Below are 25,516 nucleotides of genomic sequence, written 5' to 3'. Positions count from 1 at the left end.
CGCCGCTTGCGTTTTCAGGGGTTTTTAGCTACCCGGACCATCACCAGAAATCCCTTGTCAGGTCAACAGCTACGGGGTCTGCAATGACAGGCAGCATCAGCGGCGCCCAAACTGCGCTCAACGACATTAATGCTCGGATAGAGACGGCACGGATTCGCTTCGGCGCGCTGCCCGAAACCGTTGACTTGGTTGCAGTTTCCAAGACTTTTTCAGCCGATGAGGTCCTTCCATTTCTGCAGGCAGGCCAGCGCGTTTTCGGTGAAAACCGTGTTCAGGAGGCCAAAGATAAGTGGCCGTCATTGCGCGAGAAGTTTGCTAACGTGCAATTGCACTTGATTGGCCCACTCCAGACCAACAAAGCGCGTGAGGCCGTGGCACTGTTTGATGTCATCGAAAGCGTTGACCGGGAGAAGGTGGCCGCAGTGCTGGCCGAGGAGATGAAGCGTGCGGATAAATCCATACCGTGCTTTGTGCAGGTCAACATTGGTGGCGAAGAGCAAAAGGCCGGGATCGCGATTGCTGACACGGTAGCTTTCGTAAAACGCTGTCGCGAGGTCCACGGGCTCAACATCATTGGCCTGATGTGCATTCCCCCAGACGGCCAGCCCGCAGGAAGCTATTTTGCGCATCTCAGCCAACTTGGCCAGGAGGCCGGTGTCTCACATCTCTCGATGGGGATGAGCGGCGATTTTGAAACCGCGATTGCTATGGGTGCAACCCATGTGCGCGTGGGTTCGGCCCTGTTCGGTAAGCGGCCGGCGACAATCTCGGCCTAAACCTGCAACTTTTCCGTATGTTTCCACGTTGCCTTCTCAATAACGGCGATGTGATGAGGCGTGCCCTTTTTAGGTCGCGTCTTTGTGATCTCGCTCGACCAGAGTGGAAACGCGCGGAGTAAAATATGAATAAGCGGCGCATCTTGGTTGTGGATGACGATACCGATCTACGGCAGACGCTCGTCGAACAGCTCGCGGCGGAGCCCGATTTCGAGATCGTTGAAGCAGGCACAGCGAGTGATGCTTTCGTCGCGGTGCGTGGGAACAATGTTGATCTCACCATCATGGACGTCGGTTTGCCTGATATGGACGGCCGCGATGCTGTGCGCACCCTGCGTCAGGAAGGCTATTCGAGCCCCGTTTTGCTCCTGACCGGCCACGACAGTGACGCTGACGAAATTCAGGGACTTGAATCGGGCGCGAATGACTATGTGACCAAGCCGTTCCGCTACCCAGTCCTTTTGGCCCGTATTCAGGCGGCTTTACGCCAGCATGATAGCAGTGAAGACGCCGTTTTCACGATCGGCCCCTACAATTTCCATCCTGCTGGTAAGACAATGGAAATGGCGGACGGCACCAAGGTCCGCTTGACCGACAAAGAAACATCGATACTCAAGTTTCTCTATCGTCAGGGTCAGAAAACCATCACGCGTGACATCCTCCTAAAGGAGGTTTGGGGTTATAATAATCGGGTGACCACCCATACGTTAGAGACCCATATCTATCGGCTCCGCCAAAAGATTGAGCGCGATCCATCCAATGCACGTCTTCTCGTCACGGAAGATGGTGGGTATCGTCTCGTTCCCTAAAAGACAAAAGAGTTCATTCTCCCCCAGAACTCGATTATAGCTTGCCAAAGGCCGCTTCGATGAAGCGGCCAAAGGCATAGCGGGTCTGGGCTGATGATAGTGGACGACGCGGCCGAGCTCTTGAGCCAGGCCGATTTCTTCGACATTTGCGATGAACAAGAGCTCACCATGTTGGGATTTGCTGGTGATCGCCAACATTTCTCGGCCGGTGACGTCATCTATCGCGGCGGTACGGAGCCGCAAGGTGCTTCCGTTTTGGTGCGCGGTACTGTGCTCGTTGAACATCAAGGCGCAGAGGCGAGCAAAGCCTATCGTCTCACCGAGCCTGGCAGTGTCATATCTCCAACCTCGCTGATCATCGCTAAACCGCGACCCGTGACCTTTACGGCTGAGACGGAATGCGAGCTGATCTTTGTCCCGCGGTCTGCTTTTCTAAAGCTCGCAAAACAAAGCCCCAGCCTCGCTCAACGCGCCGCAGAGCGCATCCAACGAGATCTGGGGCAATATATGCACGCGCTCGAACCACTGCGAAAGAAGATGGTTCGCTCCGCGGATTAGCCGAAACGGGCGATGACGGGCACGTGGTCCGAAGGTTGCGCTGTCCAGCCTCGGGCCGCGCGAACGATCTCTATCCCAGAACAATTCTGGGCGATGTCCGAAGTTGACCAAATGTGGTCAAGGCGACGGCCGCGGTCGGACGCATTCCAATCCTTGCCGCGATAGCTCCACCACGAATAGATCTTCTGATCGTAGGGCACGTGCTTGCGCACTAGGTCGACCCAGCCAAATCCTCCCTTGAGCAGGGCATCGAGGCGCTCGGTTTCCATCGGCGTGTGGCTGATGATTTTAAGCAGTTGCTTATGGTTCCACACGTCGTTCTCGTGTGGCGCGATGTTGAAGTCACCGGCGATCAGCTGACGATGCTGGAAGGCAGGCTCGGCGAACCACGTCTTCAGCTCATCCAGGAAATCGAGCTTGTGCTTGAACTTGGGATTGATGGTTACGTCCGGCTCATCGCCGCCCGCAGGAATATAGAAATTGTGCAGTGTGGTTGGGCCATAGCCAAAGTCCATCAGCGCTGCGATGTGACGCGAATCGGGGATTTCGCAGAATGAGCGGCTTGAAATGTCCGTTAGCGGAAACTTCGAGACAGTTGCTACCCCGTGGTAACCCTTCTGGCCATGCACGGCCATGTGCGGGTAGCCAGCTTCGATGAAAGCATTGCGCGGAAACTGGTCATTCGTGCACTTAATTTCCTGCAGCATCAGTACGTCCGGCTGATACTCGCGCAAGAAATTAAGGACCATCTCGATCCGAAGACGAACCGAATTGATGTTCCAGGTCACAATGGAAGTGGTCATTAAAGACTCCGGGAATCGGGTGACGCTTGTTTGTGCTCTTCTATCAGCCCTAGCCGATTGAGCTAAGCGTTTCACGTGAATCGTTGTGGCAAAAGGAAAGGCCCGGTGTTGCCACCGGGCCTCTCAATTCGATCAGCTTCGAGCGTCTTATTCGCTCTTTGCTTCTTCGGCTGCTGCTGCTGCCGCTGCTGCTTCAGCTTCCTTTGCAGCGACTTCAGCTGCGAGGGCCTGAGCTGCTGCTACGCGTTCAGCTTCACGAGCTTCCTTAGCAGCCAGTGCTGCTTCGCGTTCGCCAGCTTCGATCTTGCGGGTACGAGCGTTGGTCGATTCGAAAATACGAGCAGACTTACCGCGACGATCGCGCAGGTAGTACAGCTTGGCGCGACGAACCTTACCGCGCTTGATCACTTCAACCGAAGCAATGTTTGGGGAATAGATTGGGAACACGCGTTCCACGCCTTCACCGTAAGAAATCTTACGGACGGTGAAGGATTCCATGATGCCGCCACCCGAGCGTGCAATCACGACGCCTTCATAGGCCTGGAGACGTTCCTTGTCGCCTTCGCGGATCTTTACCCACACCTTGACGGTATCGCCGTGGGTGAAGTCTGGAAGTTCGCGCTGAGCGGCGAGCTTAGTAACTTGTTCTTGTTCAAGCTGCTGGATGATATTGGTCATAATCGATCCGTTCTGATCTTTTCGCTGGAGCAATTTGGGGGTCCGAAAACCCTTGTTGCCCGGTCTTGGTTTGTAACGGAGGGCAGTCTTCTTGTTATTCCCGTGCGTCTACTCCGAGAGGCAAACACACGAATGGGCGGCTCATAGGCGATAAACGTCAATGAGTCCAGCCCTGCTGCTGCATTCGGCCTCTAACTCTCAGCCTTTTTACGGGTTTAAGCGACGGCGGTATCGAGGGAAAGCTCAACCATCTCTTTGAGCGAGCTTTGGCGCTCGTCGGCGCTCATTTCCTCGTGCGTAATCAGGCTATCAGTCATGGTGCAAATGGCGAGGGCCTTCACCTTGAAACGCGCTGCGAGCGTATAAAGCACAGCCGCTTCCATCTCCACGCCGATCACGCCATGCTCCGGCAACTTGTCATACCCTGCGAAGCCATCAGCGTGGTAGAAGACATCTGAAGACAGCATATTGCCTGCGTGATAGGCCAAACCGCGCTCTTCAGCGAGATTGGCGGCTGTGCGCAGAAGGCCGAAGTCAGCGATGGGGGCGAAGTTGAAGGCACCGAACCGGCCCTTCACAATGCCTGAATCGGTGGACGCACCCTGCGCCAGTATAATGTCCCGTACCTTCACATCAGCGCTAAGCCCGCCGCATGTGCCCACGCGGATGATTTTTTTGACGCCAAAGACGTTGATCAACTCATGCACATAGATAGCGAGGGACGGTTGGCCCATGCCACTGGCCTGCACTGAAATAGGCTTGCCTTTCCAGGTGCCGGTATAGCCGAGGCAATTACGGACAGAATTGACGAGTTTGGGGTTCTCGAAGAACGTCTCAGCGATCCATTTTGCGCGCAAAGGGTCGCCCGGCAGCAGCACCGCTTCTGCATAGTCACCGGGCTTGGCGTGATTGTGTGGAGTGCTCATAGTCGTCCCTCGTTTTGTAGATGCTTAGGATTGCCAAAGCTGGGCATGCATTACAACCGCAGAACGCTTGACGTTGGCGCGAGAGAACGCCATCTAAGCCAAGTCTTATTGAGGAGCCCATTCATGGCCGCGAAGATCTTTATTGATGGCGAAGCTGGTACCACTGGTCTGCAGATCCGTGATCGTCTGGCTGGCCGACAGGATCTTGAAGTTCTCTCAATCGCGCCGGAAAAGCGCAAGGATCAGGATGAGCGTAAGCGCCTGCTCAATGCAGCTGATGTGGCGATCCTCTGCCTGCCCGACGAAGCCGCCAAAGAAAGCGTACGTCTCATCGACAATGACACCACTCGTGTCATTGATGCCTCGACCGCATTCCGTATCGCTGAAGGCTGGACCTATGGCTTTGCTGAAATGGACATCGGTCAGACCGAAGCCATTGCTAAGGCCCGTTTCGTTGCCAATCCAGGGTGCTGGCCACAGGGGCTAATCGCGGCCGCTCGTCCGCTGGTGGAAGCGCGTCTTCTGCCCGGCGACTATCCGCTGAGCTACCATGGCATTTCCGGCTATTCGGGCGGTGGTCGCCAGATGATCGAAGAGTATGAGGCAGAAGGCGCAAAGCCGAGCCAGTTCATGCCTTATGGGCTGACCTTTAAGCACAAGCATCTGCCAGAAATGGCGGAATATGCACATCTGAACCGTGCGCCATTGTTTGAGCCCACCGTTGGCAATTTTGCTCAGGGCATGCTGACGACGATGCCGCTGCACCTCGACATGGTTGCGGATATGCCAACGGGCAAGGATCTGCATGATTGCCTTTCGGCACATTACGCAGCGATCCCGAACAGCTTCGTTGAAGCCATGCCTTATGATCCAAGCGCCGGCAAACTCGCTTCGCTTGATCCTCAGGCCAATAACGGCACCAATAAGCTCTCGCTCTATGTGTTTGCCAATGATGAGCTCAATCAGGCTGTCATTGCTGCGGTTTACGACAATCTGGGCAAGGGCGCTTCTGGCGCTGCAGTTCAGAACCTCAACATCATGTTGGGCGTCGATCCAAAGACCAGCCTCTAAGCATTTTTAAACGTACGGATGGGGTGAAAACTCCAGCCGTACGCTTTGGTACGGTTAGGCCTTGACCGATACCCCCGGATTGCGCGATGACGCTAGTAACAGCGAGGTCCCAATCCCCATGGATAAGTTCATCACTCTGACCGGTGTCGCGGCTCCATTGCCGATTATCAATATCGACACCGATATGATCATCCCAAAGCAGTACCTCAAGACGATCAAGCGCACCGGTCTCGGCACTGCGCTGTTCTCCGAAATGCGGTACAATGAAGATGGCTCGGAAAATGCTGAGTTCGTCCTCAATCAGCCTGCTTATCGCAAAGCGCAGATCATCATCGCGGGCGACAATTTTGGTTGTGGTTCCTCGCGTGAGCACGCGCCTTGGGCACTGCTTGACTTCGGCGTTCGCTGCGTGATTTCCACCAGCTTTGCGGACATTTTCTACAATAACTGCTTCAAGAACGGCATTCTGCCACTCGTCGTTTCGCCAGAACAGCTCAAACTGCTGCTCGACGATGCCGAGCGCGGCTCAAACGCTACTCTGACCATCGACCTCGAAGCGCAGACCATTCAGGGTCCAGATGGTGGCACACTCCACTTCGACATCGACCCATCGCGCAAGCAGATCCTGCTTGAAGGTCTCGATGACATTGCCGGCACCTTGAAGTCCGATGCATCCATAACCTCCTTTGAGGGAAAAATGGCTGCACAACGTCCCTGGCTCTAAAATGGTCCAGATCGTTCTAGAAGAAGGTCAGAGTGGGGCATCTCATCAGACCATTTTGAGCGGTCTTATCCAGTACAATGACTCCAAAACGGAGGGGCGGTTTGCTCCTCCGTTTTTTTCATTTGTGCTGGCGGTAAAAGACGACGGCGGCGACACTGTTGGCGGCCTGACTGGCCGCATCAGCTACGGCTGGATGATGATTGAACTATTGCACCTGCCAGCGACTTTGCGCGGGCAGGGTGTTGGCGAAGCCTTGATGAATAGGGCAGAGGTCTTGGCGCGCGAAAGACTCTGTGTCGGCATTCGGTTAGACACGATGAGTTTTCAAGCTCCTGGGTTTTACGCAAAGCTTGGCTACACTGAATACGGCCGCCTAGAAGACTATCCGCCCGGTCACACTCGTTACTTCCTTCACAAGAGATTGGACTAACCCATGGTGCAGCGCGTCTCCACTGGCTCGCCCTTTGAAGCCACCTTTGGCTATTCGCGCGCCGTGCGCCACGAAGACACAGTCTATGTGTCCGGTACGACGGGCTATGACTACGCCACCATGACCATGCCGGAGAGCGCTGGCGAGCAGGCCAAGAACGCCCTGGCCACCGTCGACAAAGCGCTCAAAGAAGTGGGCTCCTCGATCGAGGATACGGTCCGCGTTGTCTATTACGTCGCTGACCGATCGTTGGTTGATGAAGTCGTCGCAGCGGTGGGTCCGGTGTTCAAGAATATCCGTCCGGCCGCTTCCATGCTGATTGTGCAGATGATCGAAGAGGGCATGAAGATCGAGATCGAAGTAACGGCCCGCATCGGCGCGGCGACCAGCCACAGCTGATCGCATCTCAGTGCGGAAAATGAAAAGGCGCCCCAAGAGGCGCCTTTTTTACTTTTTGGAATCGTTGCTTACGGCAGACGGCAGTCGCTGTCAGCGCCGATCTGCTCCATCAGAGCGGCCACGGCGGCCTCGAGCTGCGGGTCGGTATTGAAGCCAACAGAGTTGGGGTCAAACGGCACGTGAATGTCTGGCTGAATGATGCTGTTTTCATACAAATGCCCGTCGAGATTGCGGATAGGCAAAGTTGGCATCGCATATTCAAAGCCCCTGACGATCTTGCTTTTATAGGACGAGACATAGGTGCCGGTGTTCAACACCGCATCGCCGACGATGAGCCCCAATTTGGTGTCGTGATAGGCCTGAGGGAACATAGTGCCATCCGAATAGCCGTAGCTATCCACCAGAATTGCGCTCGGGCCAATCCAGCGATTGTTGGGATCCTGTACCTTCGGGCCATCATCGCGACCAGTCACGCTATACGCTTCGCCGCTGAGCAGTGTCATCAATTCGCGGGTGAGGTTGCCCCCGCCGTTCGAACGCACGTCGATAAGCGCTGCCTTGGCGACATCGCGCATCCCAGTCAAACGGCCAACGAGGCGGCGGTAAGAGGGTTCGTCCATATCTGGAACGTACTGATAAACCACACAGCTGTTGGAGAGTCGGCTCACCATCTCACGGCGGCTATCGCGCCATCGTTCGCGGGCGAGTTCGTACTCATCGAAGGCGCTGATCGGGTGGACGCTCACAGTGCGTTGGTCTTCACCATTGGCTTTCGCGATACCGAGCGACACCTCTCTGCCTGAGTTGCGATCAAGAAGACGACCGGTTCCGCCCAAGTCTGGAATTTGCTTGCCATTAATGCTCGTGATTACGTCGCCCGCGTTTACGCCCAGGCTGGCGCGGTCGAGTGGACCACCGGGGAGCAGCGCAGCCACGCGTAGACCGGGGCCTTCAAAACCATAGTCAAAATAGACCCCAAGGACGTCGCTCTGACTCCCAATCCCCGCTACATTGCCTTCGAATATCACGGAGTTGGAAAAGAGGTGTGATGCAGACAACTCGCCATACATTGCGCGCACGAGATCCGAAAGTTCACGCGTCGAATTGATGGAGCCCAAATACGAGCGATACTTCGCGCCAATGGCATCCCAATCGCGGCCTTCTAGGTCTGCTGAGTAAAAATTATACTTCAGGTGCGACCATGCCTGCTCAAAGGCGGCCCTTCTATGAGCGTCGAGATTGAAGCTGGCGACGTGATTGATCGCGATGTGTTCAGTGCCGTTGGGGCTGTAGACTGACACCCGTACAATCTCATCGTCAGCTTTGAAGTCGATCACATCTGTTGCTGCCACGTGAGAAAAGCCAACAGTGCCGGGGGCCTCAACGATTTGAATCGTCTCGGCGCTACCGTCGGCCAAATCTATGCGTTGAATCAAAAAGTGCGTGTCGTCGATGCGATCGACCCCGATCAAGCCGGTACCATTGGCTTCCAGATAATAGTAGTCGAGGTGGCCTCCGATGTGTGTTTCGAGGCGGGAAGCGCGCTCCGCTTCTGGTACGTAGCGTTTCGGGCCGCGCTCAGCAAAATCGACCGTGCCATCGGCGAGGTCGATAAAGTCTGCGCGCGCCTGCGCCGAAACGAAAATGCGATACAGGTCGAGCGTTTCAATGTGAAGCTGCGCGGACCACGCAGTATCAACTGCCGATTGAACAAAAATCTGGCTGCCATCGGTGCTCCACTGCCCATTGAAGCTCACGTTGAGGGCTTGTGTTACGTGCTGTGGCGGTGCGCTACCATCAGCGGGGACAACCGCGGCCTTAGAATTGTCGCCACCAGATCCAATAGTGCGCCAACGCGTTAGGATTTGGTCTGATGTAGGAGCCCAAGAGAACCAGATGTCATCCTCTCGATAGGACGAGTTATAGTCACTGGGCGCGAAGAGCTTTGTCACAGCCTTAGTTGCTAGATTGAGAACCTGCACTTCTCGTCGATCCGCGATAAAGGCGATCTTTGAGCCGTCTGGGGAGTAGAGCGGTTGGAATGCGTTCCCTTCCTCGGGGACATAGAGCTTTTCTTCAACAAAGCTCTCACCTTCGCCTGCACCAGCGGAGGTTAATGCAATGCGATACAGGCCCCACTGATGATCGCGCTCGCTGGCATAAGTGAGCGCCTGACCGTCAGGTGAAAAGCTTACGTTGCGCTCTTCCTCAGGGGTTTCGGTTAGTTGCTGTACCTTACCTGTCGTATCGACCAAAAATATATTGCCATAGCGGGCGATGGCGAAATGATTGCCGTCCGGAGATGAGACAAATTCGTCGCTCCCGAGGAGCGGCACATTCACATCCAAGCTGGCGAGCTGCTCAAGCGTCAGCACCTCAAGTGGTTGGGGCTCGGTCTCTCCCGCGCTAATCGTATAGATGCGTCCGTCGTGGATAAAAGCCAGCATGCCGTTATCGGCGATCGACAGGTCGATTACCTGTGTGCCGTGAAACTGCGTGACCTGCTCTTCGGTCTTATCGGCAAATGAATAGCGCCAGACATTGAGCGTGCCGGTCCCTTCCGCGAGGTAATAGATCGCGCTGTTGTCGGGGCTCCAAACCGGGTTGTAGCGATCGACGCCATCAACATTGAAAAGCCGCTCGTGGTTCCCGGTGGCAGGGGAGTACATATAGATTTGTCGCGCATTGGCTGTGACGCGATGTTGGCGCTCGGCACGATCCCCTGCTGGGTCGAAACTATACGCGAGTTTGTCCATCGCTGTATTCCAGCGCGCGTCGCTGGCGTAGTTAGGCAGAACGAGGGTTTCGCGGCCGGTTTCGACACTTTGAGCAAACAGCTGTGGCTTGCTAGAAAGTGCCGTCTGTACGCTGCGTTCAGCGTCTCCGAGAGCTATTCTACTATAAAGAATCTGTTCTCCGTCGGGCGAGAAGCTCGATGGTTGCTCGCCAAATGAGGACCAAGTGCGTCGTTCGAGCGTGCCGCTGAAATCGGTGAGATAAATCTCGGTATTGCCATTGATGTCGGTGGCAAAGGCAAGTCTTTCTGAGTCCGGCGCCCAGATCGCTCCATAGCTAAAATTGCCGGCGGTGGTGAGCGGAACGGCGAGCCCGCCATCAGCAGGTACGACAAAAATCTGCCCACGATAGGTGAAACTGATGGTTTCCCCGTCTGGCGATATACTGGCATAGCGCATCCACCGAGGTGTCTCGCCGTTGGGTTGAGCATAGGCAGGAATTATGGCCGCCATCAGCGCGAGCGCTGACAGCCCTAAAAATTTCTTAAACACTGATACCTCCTAAAATCTCCGTATTTATCCGTGGGTAGGTCTTAGCGTGTTGTTAATTTACTCTGCGGGCGAAACTGGAATTTTGGATGCAAACGCGGCAGCCGCTTGCGCTAGCGTCGAAAAAAGCGCTATGTGCAAGCTAAGGTGTACCCGTGAGTACGGTTGAGGAGTTTATCCCAATATGGCTGCCCATTCCCTTTTCCTTCTGCCTGGTGACGGCATCGGCACAGAGATCATGGCTGAGGTCGAAAAGATCATCGCTTGGTCCAACGAAGCGGGTCTGACGGACTTCGCGATTGAACGCGGTTTGGCTGGCGGTTGCGCTTATGACGCGCATGGCGAAGCGATCTCCGAAGAAGACATGGAAAAGGCATTGAAGGCCGACGCCGTCATCTTTGGTGCGGTTGGCGGTCCGAAGTGGGACAATGTCCCTTACGACAAGCGCCCAGAAGCTGCTCTCCTGCGTCTGCGCAAGGATTTGGGCCTGTTTGCCAACTTGCGTCCAGCGATCTGCTACCCAGCACTGGCTGACGCCTCTGCGCTCAAGCGCGAATTGGTTGAAGGCCTCGACATCCTCATCGTTCGCGAGCTGACCGGTGGCGTTTACTTCGGCGAGCCGAAGGAAATCATCGATCTGGGCAATGGCCAAAAGCGCGGCGTGGATACTCAGGTTTACGAAACCTACGAAATCGATCGCATTGCACGCGTCGCCTTCGATCTTGCCCGCACCCGCGGCAACAAGATCCACTCGGCTGACAAGAAGAACGTCATGAAGTCTGGCGTGTTGTGGGACGAAGTCGTTCGCACCGTTGCCAAGGATTTTGGCGACGTAGCGTTCAATCATATTCTGGCTGACAACTGCGCTATGCAGCTCGTCCGCAATCCCAAGCAGTTCGACGTTATCGTCACCGACAACCTTTTTGGCGATATTCTCTCCGACGTCGCTGCCATGCTCACCGGTTCGCTCGGCATGCTCCCATCGGCAGCACTTGGCGCTCCAGATGCGTCCACCGGGAAGCGTAAGGCGATGTACGAGCCAGTCCATGGCTCGGCTCCAGACATCGCTGGCAAGGGCATCGCCAACCCGATCGCGATGATTGCGTCATACGCCATGGCGCTGCGCTACTCCTTCGGCATGATCGAGATGGCGGACAAGGTCGAAGGCGCTATCGCTGCCGTACTCGCTGAAGGCCTGCGTTCAGCCGACATCGCTCAAGAAGGCTGCAAGGTTGTCGGCACCCAGGAAATGGGCGAAGCAATCCTCGCCAAGCTCAAGGCCGCATAACGGAGAGTTTTTTCCGCTAACGAGTTCCATAATTTAGATACATGAGCACACCCCGGCAGCAATGTCGGGGTTTTTGCATTCTCCAAACCTAATTTTGCCACCTGAGTGAAAGCGGCAGCGCGGATGAAGAAATATTCGATTCTGAATTGATCTTGTGTCCCAGCTTTGAATAGCGTGGAGCTCGCTTAGGTATTTTGGGAGTAGGTTATGTCTGACACACAAGAAATCATTGGCCAGGGAGTTGCCATACGTGTTGCATGTCTTGTGAAATCATTAGCTGAAGCTGACCCAGAATTTGAACATAGGTTCGTCAAAAATATTGAGGACGCAGCTTACAAGATAGAAGGCGATGAAAAGGTATCTCTTTTTACGACAGAGTTGCTTTCCAATACTCGATCCCTCTTGACAGGGTTCACTTGGTCGTCAGGCCAGGGTGCGTCGTTTTTTGATGAATAACGATATCGTGCGAATAAAGAAAAAACCCCGGCGCCATGAGCACCGGGGTCTTTTTATAACTTAGTCCAAAAGGACTAAAATTATTCAGCTGCGCCTTCAGCAACAGCAGCTTCCTTAGCTGCCTTTTCCTCTGCGCGTTCCTTAGCGCGGTCGCCTGGCTCACCCTTCTTTGGGTTGTTGCGTGCGTCGCGCTTCAGGAGGCCTGCTGCGTCGAGGAAACGTTCTACGCGGTCGGTTGGAACCGCACCAACGGACAGCCAGTGCTGAGCGCGTTCGGTGTTCAGAACGATGCGGTTTTCAACGTCCTTGTTCAGCAGTGGGTTGTAGGTGCCCAGCTTTTCGATGAAGCGGCCGTCGCGTGGCGAACGCGCGTCAGCGATAACGATGTGGTAGAAAGGGCGCTTCTTGGTGCCAGCGCGTGCAAGGCGGATCTTGAGTGCCATGATTGGTTCCTAGTTTCGAGTTTTGGTCTATTTCTTCTTGCCCAAGCCGTGCAGGCCTGGGAATTTTGGTATGCCGCCGAGACCAGGAAGACCCGGGCCGCCGGAGGACTTGAGCAGCGCGTTGACGTCAGTCGGCAGCGCCTTGGGGGCAGGGAGATCAGCCCCGGGCAGGCCCTTGAGCTGATCGGGATTGATGCCGGCCTGACGGGCCATGGCTTCAAGCTGTTTAGGGTCCATTTTGGACAGGTCCGGCATACCGCCGAGCATTCCGCCCATCTTGCCCCCAAACATGCCCCCGAGTGCGCCCATGCCGCCCTTGGAGACTTTTTTCATCATATCCGCCATCTGGCGGTGCTGTTTGGTCAGCTTATTGATTTCCGACACGTCAACACCGGCACCAGCAGCGATACGCTTGCGACGTGAGGCATTGAGCAGGTCCGGGTTGGCCCGTTCCTTGGCGGTCATCGAATTGATAATAGCGATCTGGCGATCAAAGACCTTTTCGTCGATGTTCGCGTTGGCCATAGCCTTTTTCATCTGGCCGGCACCGGGCATCATGCCCATCAGGCCGCCCATGCCGCCCATCTTCTTCATCTGCTGAAGCTGGCCGCGCAGATCGTCGAGGTCAAAGGAGCCCTTCTTGAGCTTCTTCGCCATTTTCGCGGCGTCTTCGGCGGTAACGTGTTCGGCAGCCTTTTCCACGAGCGAAACAATGTCGCCCATGCCAAGGATACGGTCAGCGATACGGCTTGGATGGAAGTCCTCGAGGGCATCCATCTTTTCGCCAACACCGATCAGCTTGATCGGCTTGCCGGTTGCTGCACGCATCGAGAGTGCAGCGCCGCCACGACCGTCGCCATCCACGCGTGTCAGCACGATACCGGTGATATCGAGACGGGTATCAAATGAGCGGGCGACGTTGATCGCGTCCTGACCGGTCAACGAATCGACAACCAGCAGAATCTCGTGTGGCTTGACGGTCTCCTTAATGGAGACCGTTTCGACCATCAGTTCCTCGTCGATATGCGTACGACCGGCGGTGTCGACGATCAGAACGTCATAGCCGCCGAGGCGGGCTTCGCGTTCAGCGCGACGCGCGATTTCGACCGGCGTTTCGCTCGAGACGATTGGAAGAGTGTCGACACCAACCTGTTCGCCAAGGATGCGCAGCTGCTCCATAGCAGCCGGACGGCGCGTATCGAGCGAAGCCAGCAGCACTTTCTTGCGCTGCTTGTCCTTAAGACGTTTGGCGATCTTGGCGGTGGTGGTGGTCTTACCCGAACCCTGCAAACCAACCATCAGGAGGGTTACGGGGGCAGGAGCGTTAAGATCGATGGTGACAGCGTCAGAGCCAAGAACTGCAACGAGTTCGTCGTTGACGATCTTGACGACTTGCTGGCCCGGGGTAACGGAGCGCGTGACTTCAGCGCCAATAGCGCGTTCACGAACCTGCTCAACGAAGGCACGGACAACTTCAAGCGAAACGTCGGCTTCAATAAGGGCGCGACGAATTTCGCGCATTGCAGCATCGACGTCCGCTTCATTCAGCGCGCCGCGGCCACGAAGCCCGTCAAAGATTTTGCCAAGCCGGTCGCTTAAGCTCTCGAACATGCCGGTTCCTTTTCACTCGCAAGGCCAATTCCTTGTGAGAGATAAGATCCAAAAAGCCAAACACCAAACCCACCCGCGGGCGCAACGCGCTGGCGGATGTTGGCCTCCGGGATCTCTTTATACCCCTAGGGGTCCCGGTCGGCTGGTCAGGAGCAAATGCCTGATGAACAGTTTGGCTCTAAGGGAAAGCGCCTAACGAGTCAAGGAAGCTCGGCCATCCTTATGGTTTTTGGTCCTTGTTCCGCCCAAAAAAACGCATGACTTTGACGCGGAGGGTCGGTGGGGTACGCAAAACCAGCGCTTTCAGGTTTGGTCGCAACCAAACATCCCAAACGCGCACAATCAACTTGCCGCGTGCGGTGAGAGGGATAGCGATATCGTGGACGTCCACGACATGAGTCGCCCACGTTAATTTGTAAGGCATGGTGGGAATACCAAGGTCACAGGCGGCCAGCCCGCGGTCTGCGCAGGCCTGAGTGACTTCGGCGAGGTGCATCTTGCCCGGACTTTCGTCTGACTGGGAAAAGTCCCGAGCCGCCACATAGGCGTAATAGCGTCCACCGTGAGTGAAACCCCATTGTTCAGCCAGAAAATTTTGACCGTGAATGAGCGAAAAACCAGTGATTGAAAGATTTGGATTGCCGACGAGGCTGGCGCAAAAGTCCTGAAAATGACGCGTGCCGAAAGCGCGCGACGTCAGGCCCTGCTCTTTCAATCGTTGGTCACGGCTGCTGAGTGTTCTTTCGATTAAGGCCAGTTGTTGGCCTGCATCATCAACCACGTGGTGGGAGAGTGTGGCCTCGCGTTCGAGCCTATTGCGGGCATTGCGGATGTTTTTGCGTGTTTTCGGCCTTACCGTGCGAAAATATGCAGCGAAGTCAGGATAGTCCGATAGTTCTGCGACGGGCGCACCGAGGGTTTCGGCGGTTTTTACGTGATCGGCCGGCAGACCTTTATAGAGTGACGAGCCGCTGCGCACTTTCGTGAAGAGCAGCGTATCACTGGAAATTTTTGATTTCGTGGCATCGATCAGTTGTCCGACCACGGTCTCAGCATCTTCTTCTGCGGCTACCAAGGCATTCGATATCTGAGAAAAAGCATAGCCAATGGGCACTAAGACACGACGCATGCCTGTGCTCACGAGTTCCATAGGCAGAGCGCCGATAAGGCTCTCGCCTCGGTAAGCGAGAACGATAAAGGGGCTGAAGGCTGCGTTGTTTCGCGCCACCTCAAAATCCCAGACAGCACGAACCCAACCCAAGCTCTGGAACAAGACATCCCGCCCAGAGCGCTGTTCGAGCTCGAGCCAAAGGGGCGCAAGGCGATCGAACGCCTCGCGCTGATTTATAACCTTAGTGTGAAGGGCGTCTATCGCGGCGATTTGACGAGATCACTTTTCAAAGGTGAAGGCGGGAATGTCCCTGATACCTTCGGGATTGGTCGGATCGACTTCGAAGTCGACTGTGTAAACCTTCTTGCGCTGCGGGTTGAGCGGCGAAAATTTTACAGCGCCGGCGAGCCCGAGTTTGGACAGATAAGAAAGACCGCTCGTGTTCTGAGCGAGCTTTGTGAGGCCCAACTTATTGCGCAACACGCCATTGGCGTAATTTACCGCATAGTGCTTACGCAGTTCGTCGGTCCAATGCTCGGTGGTGAAACTGACATTGAGCATGCCGTGATTGACGACGCGGTGTGGCCCATTGAGCGGCCAATGCAGCATCTGGCCCGCTTCAAGGTCATAAACCTGCGCGAAATCATCAAACCACTGCTCAAATGGCATGTCGGTTTCGCGCAACTGCCCAAGGATAAGCTTTTCCAGCGCTGGCTGAGAAATAAAGGGCGCTTGGGCGGGGTAGACATAAACCTTCTTTGTGCCCCGCACCTGCCACAAGCTCTGGCCCGGAACGTCAGAGTGGTATTTGACCGAGACGTTGGGCGATGAGATGAGAATGGTGAGATTGCGCTTATAGCTCTTAAAGCCCGGGATACGGCCTTCGAATTCGCTATAAAGGCTATCGAGCAGCGCGCCATAGGCTGGGTTGGTTTTGGCCGGTGCGGTCAAATTCACCCAAATATTGCCATTACGCACGACCTCCAAAACCTCCGCACCGGATAGGTCTTTGATCTGGCCTTCGCGCCGTTTAGGCGGGTTCCCGGGGGTCTTTTGAGAGTAATTGACGTGATAGGCCTCACGCGGGGTCATGTCGATCAGACGGGAAAGTGCTTCATCGGAAAACAAATCCGATTGGGCTAAAGTGTGCTGGAGACGAAGTGCCTGTGTGCCCCACACATTGGCGTAGTAGTCTTTCCAGTCACTGATAATATGACTAGGCGAAAAAGCCATATTCATAGTTATTCCCTCTTAGCGATCTGCTTCAAAGATCTATAGCCACTCTTTCCTCTGTGATTGCACGATTAAATTTTGTTTCTAGTTAAGGCCAATGGTTACGTTTTAATGTACCCGATTGACGCAAGCGTCGGTTAACCGCGTCGAACCAACGCGTTCGGTGAAGGTGTCGCTCTGGCAATTGAAAAGCTATTCCGCCATATAGTGGGCGAACGCGCCTCTGCGAACGGCGCACACTGCGTGAAAGAATTGACCGTGAGCGACATTCCTTTTTTGAAAATGAATGGTCTGGGCAACCAGATTATCGTGGCCGATATGCGCGGCACCGATAGGCGGGTCACGGCGGAAGCGGCGATTGCCATCAATGCGCATCCAGAAACCAAGTTCGACCAGATCATGGCCATCCATGATCCGCGCACCTCGGGAACCGACTATTTTATTGAGATCATCAATTCCGATGGATCGCGCGCTCAAGCTTGCGGCAATGGGATGCGCTGCGTTGTGCAGTTCCTCACAGCCGAGCACGGGCGTAGACGTTTCGATTTTGAAAGCGTTGCAGGGTTTCTCTTCGGAGAAGAAGCTGAAGACGGCTTGATCACTGTGGATATGGGTACGCCCAAATTCGCGTGGTACGACATTCCGCTCAACGAAGAGTTTGGCGACACGCGCGCCATTGAACTTCAGATTGGGCCGATTGATGCGCCTATCCTGCATTCCCCTTCGGCGGCCTCTATGGGCAATCCTCATGTCACCTTCTGGGTGAAGGATGATGTGTGGGGTTACGCTCTGGAAAAGTTCGGGCCCATGCTCGAGAACCATCCGCTCTTCCCAGAGCGCTGCAACATTTCTATCGCGGAGGTCATCACGCCAGACCGCATGATTTTGCGGACATGGGAGCGTGGGGCAGGGATCACCGAAGCCTGTGGCACCGCTGCTTGCGCTGCCCTCGTCAACGGCGTTCGTACCCGTCGCAGCAATCGCAAAGCGACGATCACCGTTCCGGGCGGCGATCTCGTTGTGGAGTGGCTGCCTGATGATCACGTGACCCTAACGGGACCGGCAGAGTATGAATGGCGCGGCACGGTTGACCCCTCAACGGGCATTTGGGCGCGTAGCGAGGCCGCTTAATGGCCATTGAGACACTCACTTTTGGCTGCCGCCTCAACGCCTATGAAGGCGAGGTGATGAAGGCCGAGGCCGAAAAGGCCGGGTTGGATAATGCTATCATTATCAATACCTGCGCCGTCACTCAGGAGTCCGTCCGTCAGGCACGGCAAGCGGTTCGTAAAGCACGCCGCGATAATCCTGAGGCCAAAATCATCGTCACCGGCTGCGCAGCGCAAACTGAGGCGCGCAGCTTTGGCGATATGGCCGAGGTCGATCTGGTCATCGGCAATGCCGATAAGCTCAAGGCCGATAGCTATAAGCCGATGGTTTTTGGCCTGACGCTGAACGACAAGGTGCAGGTCAATGATATCATGAGCGTGCGCGAAACCGCCGCTCATCTCATTGAAGGCATGGATAGCCGCACCCGAGCCTTTGTGCAGGTGCAAAACGGTTGCGATCACCGCTGCACCTTCTGCATCATTCCTTTTGGTCGTGGGCCCTCGCGCTCTGTGCCAATGGGCTTGGTCGTCGATCAGATCAAAAAGCTTGTCGCCAATGGTGTCAAAGAAGTGGTGCTCACCGGGGTGGACATTACCTCCTACGGTCCCGACCTACCCGGCGCACCCAGTTTGGGCCAATTGGTCCAGGCGATCTTGCGGCATGTGCCGGACCTCCCGCGCCTTCGTATTTCCTCGATCGATTCCATTGAGGCTGATCCGGCGCTTTATGAAGCGGTCACCGATCTTCGCTTGATGCCGCATTTGCATCTTTCGCTGCAATCGGGCGATGATCTCATTCTCAAGCGGATGAAGCGCCGCCATTTGCGCGATGATGCTCTGGCGATCATCGACAAGCTCCGGGGCTTGCGGCCTGACATGGTTTTTGGCGCAGACATTATTGCCGGTTTTCCGACCGAAACCGATGACATGTTTGAAAACTCCCGCCGCTTTATTAGCGAAGCGGGCTTGACCTATATCCATGCCTTTCCATATTCGCCGCGCCCGGGCACACCGGCGGCGCGCATGCCACAGGTCAACCGCTCTGTCGCAAAGCAAAGAGCAAATGTTCTGCGTCAGGAGGGGGATCGGCAGGTTCAGGCTCTCAGCCAAACGCGGATTGGCGCGGTGGAACAAGTGCTTGTTGAACGCTCCGGCATCGGCCGCACGCAACAGTTCCTTCCCGTTAATATGGCTGGCATAGAACACGGGTCACTGGTCAGTGTAAGAATTACGGGCGCGAGCGCAGATTGCCTTGTCGGCGACGTGCTCCCCCTTGCAGCTTAGGTGAAGGCGAACTGAGACTATGAGCGAAAAGAAACCCAGCTTCTTCCAGCGGTTTTTCGGTGGCCAGCCTGCTCCAGCACCGGCGGGTCCAGAAAGCTTGCCTGATTCACCTTTGGCACCAGTCCATGTGCCAGAAACACCCGAGCCCGAACCAATTGCTGTCGTTGAGGCGCCTGCGGTCGAGGAAGACCTGCCGCCGCCCGGCCCACCGGAAATGACGCCAGACTATGTCGAAGAGGTTGAAGACCAGCTGGTCTCGCCGCCTCAAGCGATCGCAACCCCTGTGCGGCTTGCACCCGCGTCAGCTGTTGACGTTCCGGCCGAAAAGCAAGGCTGGTTCGCGCGTCTTGCCTCGGGCCTAAAACGCTCATCAGACAATCTGAGCACCTCGATCACTTCGGTTTTCACCAAGCGTAAGCTTGATGCGGCAACGCTTGATGAGCTGGAAGACGTTCTGGTTCAGGCTGACTTGGGGATTGAGACGGCGATTTCCATCACCGAAACGCTGCGCCGCGACCGTTTTGATAAAGACGTGTCGGGTGAAGACGTCCGTGCCGTTCTCGCTGCTGAAGTCGAAAAAGTGCTCACCCCAGTCGCACAGCCTCTGGTTGTCGACGCCGCGCAAAAGCCCTTCATTATCTTGATGATTGGCGTCAACGGCTCGGGCAAGACCACCACCATCGGCAAGCTGGCGCAGAAATTCTCGCGCGAAGGCAAGTCGGTCATGCTCGCCGCGGGCGATACATTCCGCGCCGCAGCCATTGAACAGCTTCAGGTCTGGGGGCAGCGCACCAATTCCCCCGTCATCTCGCGTCCAGCGGGGGCAGACGCTTCGGGTTTGGCCTTCGATGCCGTCACCCAAGCTAAGGCTGAGGGCCGCGATGTACTCATCATCGATACGGCGGGACGGTTGCAGAACCGCGAAGAGCTGATGGATGAGTTGGAAAAAATCATCCGTGTGATCAAGAAGGTTGATCCTTCCGCTCCCCACGCGACCCTTCTGACCTTGGATGCGACTACCGGCCAGAATGCGCTTCGTCAGGTTGAAATTTTTGGCAAGCGCGGTGGGGTAACAGGGCTGGTGATGACCAAGCTTGATGGTACGGCCCGCGGTGGCATTCTCGTGGCCATCGCCCGTAAATTTGGCCTGCCTGTGCATTTTATTGGTGTCGGCGAAGGGGTTGAAGACCTTGAGCCCTTTGAAGCAGGCGATTTTGCCAAGGCCATCGCTGGCCAGCATTAAAGTGAATGACAGGCCAGGTCACTGGCCAAAATCTAACCACTGTTACGCGCTAAGTCGCTTGCAGACCGCGTCATAACCCCTAAGTTCTGGCGTCTTACTGGAAAATATTATGACCGACAAAACCCAGGCCGAACCGAGTTGGGATGAGCTAAAGCCGCAAGTGATCAAGCTTGCGTTGGAACTAGGGCCTTTGGTGCTGTTCTTCATCATGAACGGCCGCACCGATATTTTCGTCGCGACCGCATGGTTCATGGGCGCGATGGTTCTTTCCCTCGCATTGTCTTGGCTGATCTTGCGCAAAATCGCGGTTATGCCACTGGTCACTGGTGCAGTGGTGTTGATTTTTGGTGGCCTGACCCTGTGGTTGCAGGATGACACCTTCATCAAGATGAAGCCGACCATTACCAATTCGCTTTTTGCAGTGGTGCTGCTTGGCGGGCTGCTGTTCGGTCAGTCCTTGCTCAAATACGTCTTTGGCGACGTCTATAAGCTCAAGCCTGAAGGCTGGTGGAAGATGACTCTCAATTGGGGGCTGTTCTTCGTCTTACTGGCCGTCATCAACGAGATTGTCTGGCGCAATTTCGACACCGACTTTTGGGTCGCCTTCAAAGTTTGGGGCATCATGCCGTTGACGGTGATTTTCTCGATGACGCAGCTACCGCTGCTGCAGAAATACGCACCGCAGCCCGAACAGAACGAGGCGCGGTAACCCTTCAAATTAAAAGGGCCACTCGATTGAGTGGCCCTTTTTTATTGGCCTAAAGGCCGCCCATCTTGCAGAGCAGTTCCCATTCATATTCCGAAACGCGCGAGACCGAGAGGCGAGAATATTTCACCAGCTCAATTTCACTGAGCTGCTCAGTGCCTTTGATCTCAGCCAAGGTCACGGCGCGGGGAAATGGTTTTACCGCTTCGAGATCAACACAGTCCCAAACGATCTGCCCCTTGTTGTTGGGCTCCGCGGTGCTGTCGGGATGAGACTCATTTGCAATACGCGCGATGCCCACGATCTCGCGGCCGATGTTGGAGTGATAGAAAAAGGCGAGGTCACCCTTCTTCATCTCCCGCATATTGTTGCGCGCGAGATAATTGCGCACCCCATGCCATTCTTCCACTTCGCCCTTGGCCGTTTTGGCCTCGAGGTCTGCGTATGAGAAAACATCGGGCTCAGACTTCATCAGCCAATAGGCCATAGGGCTTAGAACTCCACGCCGGTGGTGTTGATGGCAATGCGCCAGCGCTTCACTTCATAGGACGAGAAAACGCCTGCCGGTACGAACGGATCAGCCGCAGCCATGGCTTTGGCGGTATCGAGATCTTCCGCTTCAAACACAACGATCGAACCCTCGGGCTGATCATTGTCATCCAGCAAGGCTCCGGCATAAACCACTGCCTTACCCAAAGATTGCAAATGGTCGAGATGAGCCGGACGCACGTCAAGGCGCGTCTGCAGAGCACCGGGAGCATCCTTGGCAATCATGGCGTAAAGCATGGTCAGTCTTCTCTCTTCAAAGGCCGGGACATCAGCCCGGCGACAACGGTCGCAATATTAGAGGTGCCGCTTACTACAGCATCTACCGCGTCGATCAGTGGGGCATCGACCCCAAGGGTCTTCGCCAAGGCAGCAGCAACCGGCGCGGTGGCGACACCTTCGGCCAGTTTTGCGCCGCTGGCTAGAATGTCTTGCGTCGAACTTCCCGCACCCAGAGCAATACCAAACTGATAATTGCGCGATTGGTTGGATGTGCAGGTCAGGGTGAGATCGCCCATGCCCGCTAATCCGGTGAGCGTGCTGGCCGAGCCACCCATGGCTGTCACCATGCGTGCCATTTCTGCATAGCCGCGCGCGATCAAGGCGGCGCGCGCCGAAGCGCCAAGGTTCGCCCCTTCTATAGCACCACAGGCCAGCGCATAGACGTTCTTGAGCGCACCAGCGATTTCTACCCCGGTGCGGTCATCTGCGGCGTAGAGTCGGAAGCTCGGTCCTGCCAAAGCGGCAGCGATAGCTTCGGTGGCCTCATCATCATCGCCGGCCAGTGTCACGGCAGTGGGACGCCCCGAGGCGAGGTCCGCGGCAAAGCTTGGGCCAGAGAGGACATAAGGGACCGCAGTTGGGCACAGCTGCTCGACAATGGCGCTCTGCCGCTCCAGCGTGCCCTGCTCAAGGCCTTTAGCCGAAAGGATCACGGGCTTATTGTGCAATAATCTGGGGTCAAGCGCCGCCAAAACCGACCGTGTCGTCTGGGCGGGCACAGTCATAATAATCAAATCAGCAGCGCCCAAACTGGTCACAGCGCTGATCGCTGGCGACAAGATCTGCCCGGGCAGGGATTTTTCGTTGATCCGCGTGGCGTTAATCGAGGCGGCCTGTTCAGCCGAGCGGACTACCAAACTGACGCTGCGACCGGCCATTGCCGCCGCTTGCGCTAGAGCGGTGCCCCAAGCGCCGCCACCAATGACAGCAACATGATCAAACGTCATCGGACGAAACCTTCATATCCGGCGTATCAAGGGGCCAGCGTGGGCGTGCGGCAAAATCGAGCGTATTGCGCGCATGGAGTGCAAAGCGTTCGGCGCCTGCCCAAGCGATCATCGCGCCATTATCGGTGCAAAGCGCAATGGGGGGAACAACAAGCGTCGCTCCATGCGCCTCCACAACGGCCCGCAATGCCGCCGAAATGGCCTGATTAGCCGCAACCCCACCTGCAACCACTAGCGTAGGTACGGCATCAGGCAGCTCGGTCTTAAACCGGTCGAGTGCTTGAGACGAGCGCTTCGCTACAATTTCCGACACGGTCGCCTGGAAGGAGGCCGCAATGTCGGCGACGTCTTGGTCGGTGAGCGGTGCCAAGGCTTCTGCCTGCAATCTCACGGCGGTTTTCAGCCCAGAGAACGAAAAGTCGAGCCGCTCTTCCCGCAGAAGAGGTCTTGGGAAGCGGAAACGCTTTGGGTCGCCCTGTTTTGCCATCTGCTCAACAGCAGGCCCGCCGGGATGTCCGAGCGACAAAAGCTTTGCTGTTTTATCGAAGGCTTCGCCCAAGGCATCGTCAATTGTCCCGCCCCAGCGCTCATAGTCACCCACGCCACGCACCAGCACAAACTGGCTATGGCCGCCGGAAACGAGCAGCATAAGATAGGGGAATTGCACCTCATTGGTCAGGCGCGCGGTGAGCGCGTGGCCTTCAAGGTGATTGACGGCGATCAGCGGCTTGTCGAGCGAGGCCGACAAGGCTTTGGCCGTTGTTAATCCCACCAGCACCCCGCCGATAAGGCCAGGGCCAGCGGTTGCAGCAATTGCATCAACTTCGCTGATCGCAATTCCGGCTTCGTCAACGGCTTGTGCGATGATATGGTCGAGCCATTCAACATGGGCTCGCGCCGCCAATTCTGGGACGACACCGCCAAAGGCTGCGTGTTCATCCAATTGGGATCGGACCACATTGGAACGGATTGTTCCCCGGCCGGTTTCATCCCGGACAACTATCGAAGCGGCGGTTTCGTCGCAGCTGGTCTCAATGCCAAGAATGATGGTGTGTGCTTGCTCGGTCACGACGAACGGTCTACTCCCGTAAACAAGCTTCTCGCCTACACTAGGACTGCCCGCCTATGCAATCGTCAGCACTCTTTGCCACCATCGGAACTCGCGGTAGCCCACTGGCTTTAGCGCAGGCTCACCTTGTGCGGTCTTTGCTGGCAAAAGCCCATGGGGTCAGCGAAGAGCTGATCGGGATTCGTGTCCTGTCCACAGGCGGTGACCGCAGCCAGGCGGAAAACACCACTCTTTCCGACATTGGCGGAAAAGGCGTTTTCACCAAAGAGATAGACGACGCTTTGCTCGCTGGTGAGATCGATCTTGGTGTGCACTCCAGCAAGGACGTTGCGACTGGCCTGCCTCAAGGCATTACCCTTGTGGCTTTCCTCGAACGCGAGGATGTGCGCGATGCTTTCCTCTCGGTGAGTGTTCCCAGTTTAGACCATCTGCCGCAGGGCGCGCGCTTCGGCACCTCTTCAATTCGTCGTGCGGCTCAAGCCCTGCGATTGCGCCCCGACCTCGTTATCGTGCCGTTCCGTGGCAATGTTCACACCCGCATCCAGAAATTGGTCGACGGCGTTGCTGATGCCACTTTGCTGGCTATGGCCGGGCTCAATCGTCTTGGCGAGGCCCACCGGGTTACCAGTATTTTGGAGCCTGACCATTTTATGCCCGCGCCCGCACAGGGGGCGATCGGTCTCGCTATCCGCACCGGTGATGACCGATTGGCCCAGCTGATCGCGCCACTCAACCACGCTGAAACTTTTGGTAAAATCACCGCTGAACGCGCCATGCTGGCGGTTTTGGATGGGTCCTGCCGCACGCCAGTTGGTGCGCTGACCAGCCTTGCCGACGGCGTCTATACCCTTAAGGGCGAGATTTTGAGCCTTGATGGGCAAACAACCTTTAAGGCTGAAGGCCAAGACACCGATCCGCAGCGCTTGGGCGAAACCGTCGGACAGAGTCTCGTAGCAAAAGCGGGCGCGGAGTGGTTTGCGCAATGGCAAAACTAATGCGCATGTTGATCACTCGTCCTGAGCCCGATGCTCAGGCGACCCAAGATCGCCTTTCGGCCTTGGGTATTGAGGGGTCACTCGCGCCGCTGATGATCCGCCAGAACGTTGATGCGTCGGTGCCGCCCGGTGCCTTTGCTGGCGTGGCAGTCACCAGCACCAATGCTTTACGCTCGCTCGAAGATCAGGCGTTGATCGAGCGCTTTCGTGACGTCCCCACATTTGCGGTGGGAGATCGCACGGCGTATGAAGCCCGGGCTTTGGGCTTCACCAATGTTGTGGCCGCCGATGGAACGCTGCCGTCGCTGGTCACGACAATTGCCCTTTCACGTAATCCGGGCCCAATTTTCTATCCTGCAGGACGTCACCTGAGCGGTGATCTGGGCCATGCTTTGGCGCCACATGGAATTTTGGTCGCAACGGCAACAGTTTATGAAATGGTTTCAGAGACGAGCCTGCCTTCTGGCCTGCTCGATGATCTCGAGGCTGACGGCTTTGGGGCGGTCCTATTTTATTCGCGCCGCACGGCAGAAATTTTCTGCTCTTTGGGTCAATCAATAGAACTTGGTAAGCGTCGCACGATACCCATGCTGTGCATGTCAGAAAAAGTTGCAGAGCCACTGCTCGAAAACCACTTCAGCCGCGTTCTGCTTTCTGACTACCCCAGCGAAGACGCCATGATGGCACTGGCACTTGCTTTTGCTAGAGAGCAAACTGGGGCATGATCGGATTGTA

At 56.0% G+C, this 25,516-nt stretch carries 27 protein-coding genes; 15 read left to right on the top strand and 12 right to left on the bottom strand.

All coding sequences use genetic code 11. The features are described 5' to 3' along the window. Window positions 1-83: 83 nt before the first annotated feature. From H4N61_RS17225 to H4N61_RS17215, 3 genes are all read left to right on the top strand, one after another. A complete protein-coding gene (locus H4N61_RS17225) occupies window positions 84-776 on the top strand; it encodes a YggS family pyridoxal phosphate-dependent enzyme (RefSeq protein WP_182394553.1) in 693 nt (230 codons plus the stop codon). A gap of 125 nt (window positions 777-901) precedes the next feature. Further along, window positions 902-1,585, top strand: a complete 684-nt coding sequence (locus H4N61_RS17220; protein ID WP_182394552.1) for a response regulator transcription factor — start codon at window positions 902-904, stop codon at window positions 1,583-1,585. Between the two features lie 93 nt (window positions 1,586-1,678). Next, window positions 1,679-2,143, top strand: coding sequence for a cyclic nucleotide-binding domain-containing protein (locus H4N61_RS17215; RefSeq protein ID WP_169194468.1), 465 nt, complete (start codon window positions 1,679-1,681; stop codon window positions 2,141-2,143). Here the strand turns inward: H4N61_RS17215 and H4N61_RS17210 are convergent. The 3 genes from H4N61_RS17210 to deoD form a co-directional block, all read right to left on the bottom strand. Further along, on the bottom strand, window positions 2,140-2,946 hold the full coding sequence (locus H4N61_RS17210) for an exodeoxyribonuclease III (protein ID WP_169194469.1): 807 nt from the start codon (window positions 2,944-2,946) through the stop codon (window positions 2,140-2,142). The genes H4N61_RS17215 and H4N61_RS17210 overlap by 4 nt on opposite strands. Before the next feature lie 147 nt (window positions 2,947-3,093). Next, window positions 3,094-3,624, bottom strand: a complete 531-nt coding sequence (rplS, locus tag H4N61_RS17205; RefSeq protein ID WP_169194470.1) for a 50S ribosomal protein L19 — start codon at window positions 3,622-3,624, stop codon at window positions 3,094-3,096. A 215-nt stretch (window positions 3,625-3,839) separates the two neighbouring features. Further along, window positions 3,840-4,550, bottom strand: a complete 711-nt coding sequence (gene deoD, locus H4N61_RS17200) for a purine-nucleoside phosphorylase (RefSeq protein WP_169194471.1) — start codon at window positions 4,548-4,550, stop codon at window positions 3,840-3,842. Window positions 4,551-4,673: 123 nt separating this feature from the next. Between deoD and argC the strand changes: the two genes are divergently transcribed. The 4 genes from argC (at window position 4,674) to H4N61_RS17180 (ending at window position 7,174) form a co-directional block, all read left to right on the top strand. Beyond that, the gene (gene argC / locus H4N61_RS17195; RefSeq protein WP_169194472.1) at window positions 4,674-5,621 is read left to right on the top strand and encodes an N-acetyl-gamma-glutamyl-phosphate reductase; all 948 of its coding nucleotides are present in this window, start codon (window positions 4,674-4,676) and stop codon (window positions 5,619-5,621) included. Window positions 5,622-5,739: 118 nt separating this feature from the next. Continuing rightward, window positions 5,740-6,345: a 3-isopropylmalate dehydratase small subunit gene (gene leuD / locus H4N61_RS17190; RefSeq protein WP_169194473.1), complete on the top strand. Its 606-nt coding sequence runs from the start codon at window positions 5,740-5,742 to the stop codon at window positions 6,343-6,345. A gap of 1 nt (window position 6,346) precedes the next feature. Next, the gene (locus tag H4N61_RS17185; protein ID WP_169194474.1) at window positions 6,347-6,775 is read left to right on the top strand and encodes a GNAT family N-acetyltransferase; all 429 of its coding nucleotides are present in this window, start codon (window positions 6,347-6,349) and stop codon (window positions 6,773-6,775) included. 3 nt (window positions 6,776-6,778) lie between these two features. Then, on the top strand, window positions 6,779-7,174 hold the full coding sequence (locus tag H4N61_RS17180) for a RidA family protein (protein WP_169194475.1): 396 nt from the start codon (window positions 6,779-6,781) through the stop codon (window positions 7,172-7,174). Window positions 7,175-7,242: 68 nt separating this feature from the next. Here the strand turns inward: H4N61_RS17180 and H4N61_RS17175 are convergent, their stop codons facing one another. Continuing rightward, window positions 7,243-10,461: a S41 family peptidase gene (locus H4N61_RS17175; RefSeq protein WP_182394551.1), complete on the bottom strand. Its 3,219-nt coding sequence runs from the start codon at window positions 10,459-10,461 to the stop codon at window positions 7,243-7,245. A 181-nt stretch (window positions 10,462-10,642) separates the two neighbouring features. Between H4N61_RS17175 and leuB the strand changes: the two genes are divergently transcribed. Continuing rightward, complete coding sequence (gene leuB, locus H4N61_RS17170; RefSeq protein WP_182394550.1) at window positions 10,643-11,746, top strand: 3-isopropylmalate dehydrogenase; 1,104 nt, start codon at window positions 10,643-10,645, stop codon at window positions 11,744-11,746. 207 nt (window positions 11,747-11,953) lie between these two features. Next, window positions 11,954-12,202, top strand: coding sequence for a hypothetical protein (locus tag H4N61_RS17165; protein ID WP_169194478.1), 249 nt, complete (start codon window positions 11,954-11,956; stop codon window positions 12,200-12,202). A gap of 80 nt (window positions 12,203-12,282) precedes the next feature. Here the strand turns inward: H4N61_RS17165 and rpsP are convergent, their stop codons facing one another. From rpsP to H4N61_RS17145, 4 genes are all read right to left on the bottom strand, one after another. Continuing rightward, window positions 12,283-12,645 (bottom strand): 30S ribosomal protein S16, encoded by a 363-nt coding sequence (gene rpsP, locus H4N61_RS17160; RefSeq protein WP_182394549.1) that lies wholly within the window; start codon window positions 12,643-12,645, stop codon window positions 12,283-12,285. A 27-nt stretch (window positions 12,646-12,672) separates the two neighbouring features. Beyond that, entirely contained in the window at window positions 12,673-14,256 is a 1,584-nt protein-coding gene (gene ffh / locus H4N61_RS17155; protein WP_182394548.1) for a signal recognition particle protein, read from the bottom strand. A 220-nt stretch (window positions 14,257-14,476) separates the two neighbouring features. Further along, window positions 14,477-15,406, bottom strand: a complete 930-nt coding sequence (locus H4N61_RS17150) for a GNAT family N-acetyltransferase (RefSeq protein WP_169194481.1) — start codon at window positions 15,404-15,406, stop codon at window positions 14,477-14,479. Between the two features lie 240 nt (window positions 15,407-15,646). Beyond that, complete coding sequence (locus H4N61_RS17145; protein ID WP_169194482.1) at window positions 15,647-16,600, bottom strand: hypothetical protein; 954 nt, start codon at window positions 16,598-16,600, stop codon at window positions 15,647-15,649. 282 nt (window positions 16,601-16,882) lie between these two features. Between H4N61_RS17145 and dapF the strand changes: the two genes are divergently transcribed. From dapF to H4N61_RS17125, 4 genes are all read left to right on the top strand, one after another. Further along, window positions 16,883-17,731 carry a diaminopimelate epimerase gene (dapF, locus tag H4N61_RS17140; protein ID WP_169194522.1) on the top strand — a complete coding sequence of 283 codons (849 nt, stop codon included), beginning with the start codon at window positions 16,883-16,885 and terminating at the stop codon, window positions 17,729-17,731. Beyond that, window positions 17,731-18,993, top strand: coding sequence for a tRNA (N(6)-L-threonylcarbamoyladenosine(37)-C(2))-methylthiotransferase MtaB (gene mtaB / locus H4N61_RS17135; RefSeq protein WP_169194483.1), 1,263 nt, complete (start codon window positions 17,731-17,733; stop codon window positions 18,991-18,993). Before dapF ends, mtaB begins: the two co-directional genes overlap by 1 nt. A gap of 19 nt (window positions 18,994-19,012) precedes the next feature. After that, window positions 19,013-20,236 carry a signal recognition particle-docking protein FtsY gene (gene ftsY, locus H4N61_RS17130; RefSeq protein WP_169194484.1) on the top strand — a complete coding sequence of 408 codons (1,224 nt, stop codon included), beginning with the start codon at window positions 19,013-19,015 and terminating at the stop codon, window positions 20,234-20,236. A 109-nt stretch (window positions 20,237-20,345) separates the two neighbouring features. Further along, the gene (locus H4N61_RS17125; protein ID WP_169194485.1) at window positions 20,346-20,945 is read left to right on the top strand and encodes a septation protein A; all 600 of its coding nucleotides are present in this window, start codon (window positions 20,346-20,348) and stop codon (window positions 20,943-20,945) included. Between the two features lie 49 nt (window positions 20,946-20,994). On the opposite strand, the gene H4N61_RS17120 is transcribed toward H4N61_RS17125, so the two are convergent. The 4 genes from H4N61_RS17120 to tsaD are packed head-to-tail and all read right to left on the bottom strand — an operon-like array spanning window position 20,995 to window position 23,765. Next, window positions 20,995-21,429 (bottom strand): EVE domain-containing protein, encoded by a 435-nt coding sequence (locus H4N61_RS17120; RefSeq protein WP_169194486.1) that lies wholly within the window; start codon window positions 21,427-21,429, stop codon window positions 20,995-20,997. Between the two features lie 5 nt (window positions 21,430-21,434). After that, the gene (locus H4N61_RS17115; protein ID WP_169194487.1) at window positions 21,435-21,728 is read right to left on the bottom strand and encodes a YciI family protein; all 294 of its coding nucleotides are present in this window, start codon (window positions 21,726-21,728) and stop codon (window positions 21,435-21,437) included. Window positions 21,729-21,730: 2 nt separating this feature from the next. After that, window positions 21,731-22,717: an NAD(P)H-dependent glycerol-3-phosphate dehydrogenase gene (locus H4N61_RS17110; RefSeq protein ID WP_182394547.1), complete on the bottom strand. Its 987-nt coding sequence runs from the start codon at window positions 22,715-22,717 to the stop codon at window positions 21,731-21,733. Further along, on the bottom strand, window positions 22,707-23,765 hold the full coding sequence (gene tsaD / locus H4N61_RS17105) for a tRNA (adenosine(37)-N6)-threonylcarbamoyltransferase complex transferase subunit TsaD (protein WP_169194523.1): 1,059 nt from the start codon (window positions 23,763-23,765) through the stop codon (window positions 22,707-22,709). Before tsaD ends, H4N61_RS17110 begins: the two co-directional genes overlap by 11 nt. A gap of 77 nt (window positions 23,766-23,842) precedes the next feature. On the opposite strand from tsaD, the gene hemC reads away from it, so the two are divergent. Both hemC and H4N61_RS17095 read left to right on the top strand, forming a co-directional pair. Continuing rightward, entirely contained in the window at window positions 23,843-24,781 is a 939-nt protein-coding gene (gene hemC / locus H4N61_RS17100; protein ID WP_182394546.1) for a hydroxymethylbilane synthase, read from the top strand. After that, window positions 24,769-25,506 (top strand): uroporphyrinogen-III synthase, encoded by a 738-nt coding sequence (locus tag H4N61_RS17095; RefSeq protein WP_169194490.1) that lies wholly within the window; start codon window positions 24,769-24,771, stop codon window positions 25,504-25,506. The genes hemC and H4N61_RS17095 overlap by 13 nt, the downstream gene beginning before the upstream one ends. The last annotated feature ends 10 nt before the right edge of the window (window positions 25,507-25,516 follow it).

Source organism: Devosia sp. MC521, assembly GCF_014127105.1.
GTDB lineage: Bacteria > Pseudomonadota > Alphaproteobacteria > Rhizobiales > Devosiaceae > Devosia.
Note: the sequence above shows the minus strand (reverse complement) of the source record. Positions and strands in the feature narration are given on the sequence as shown.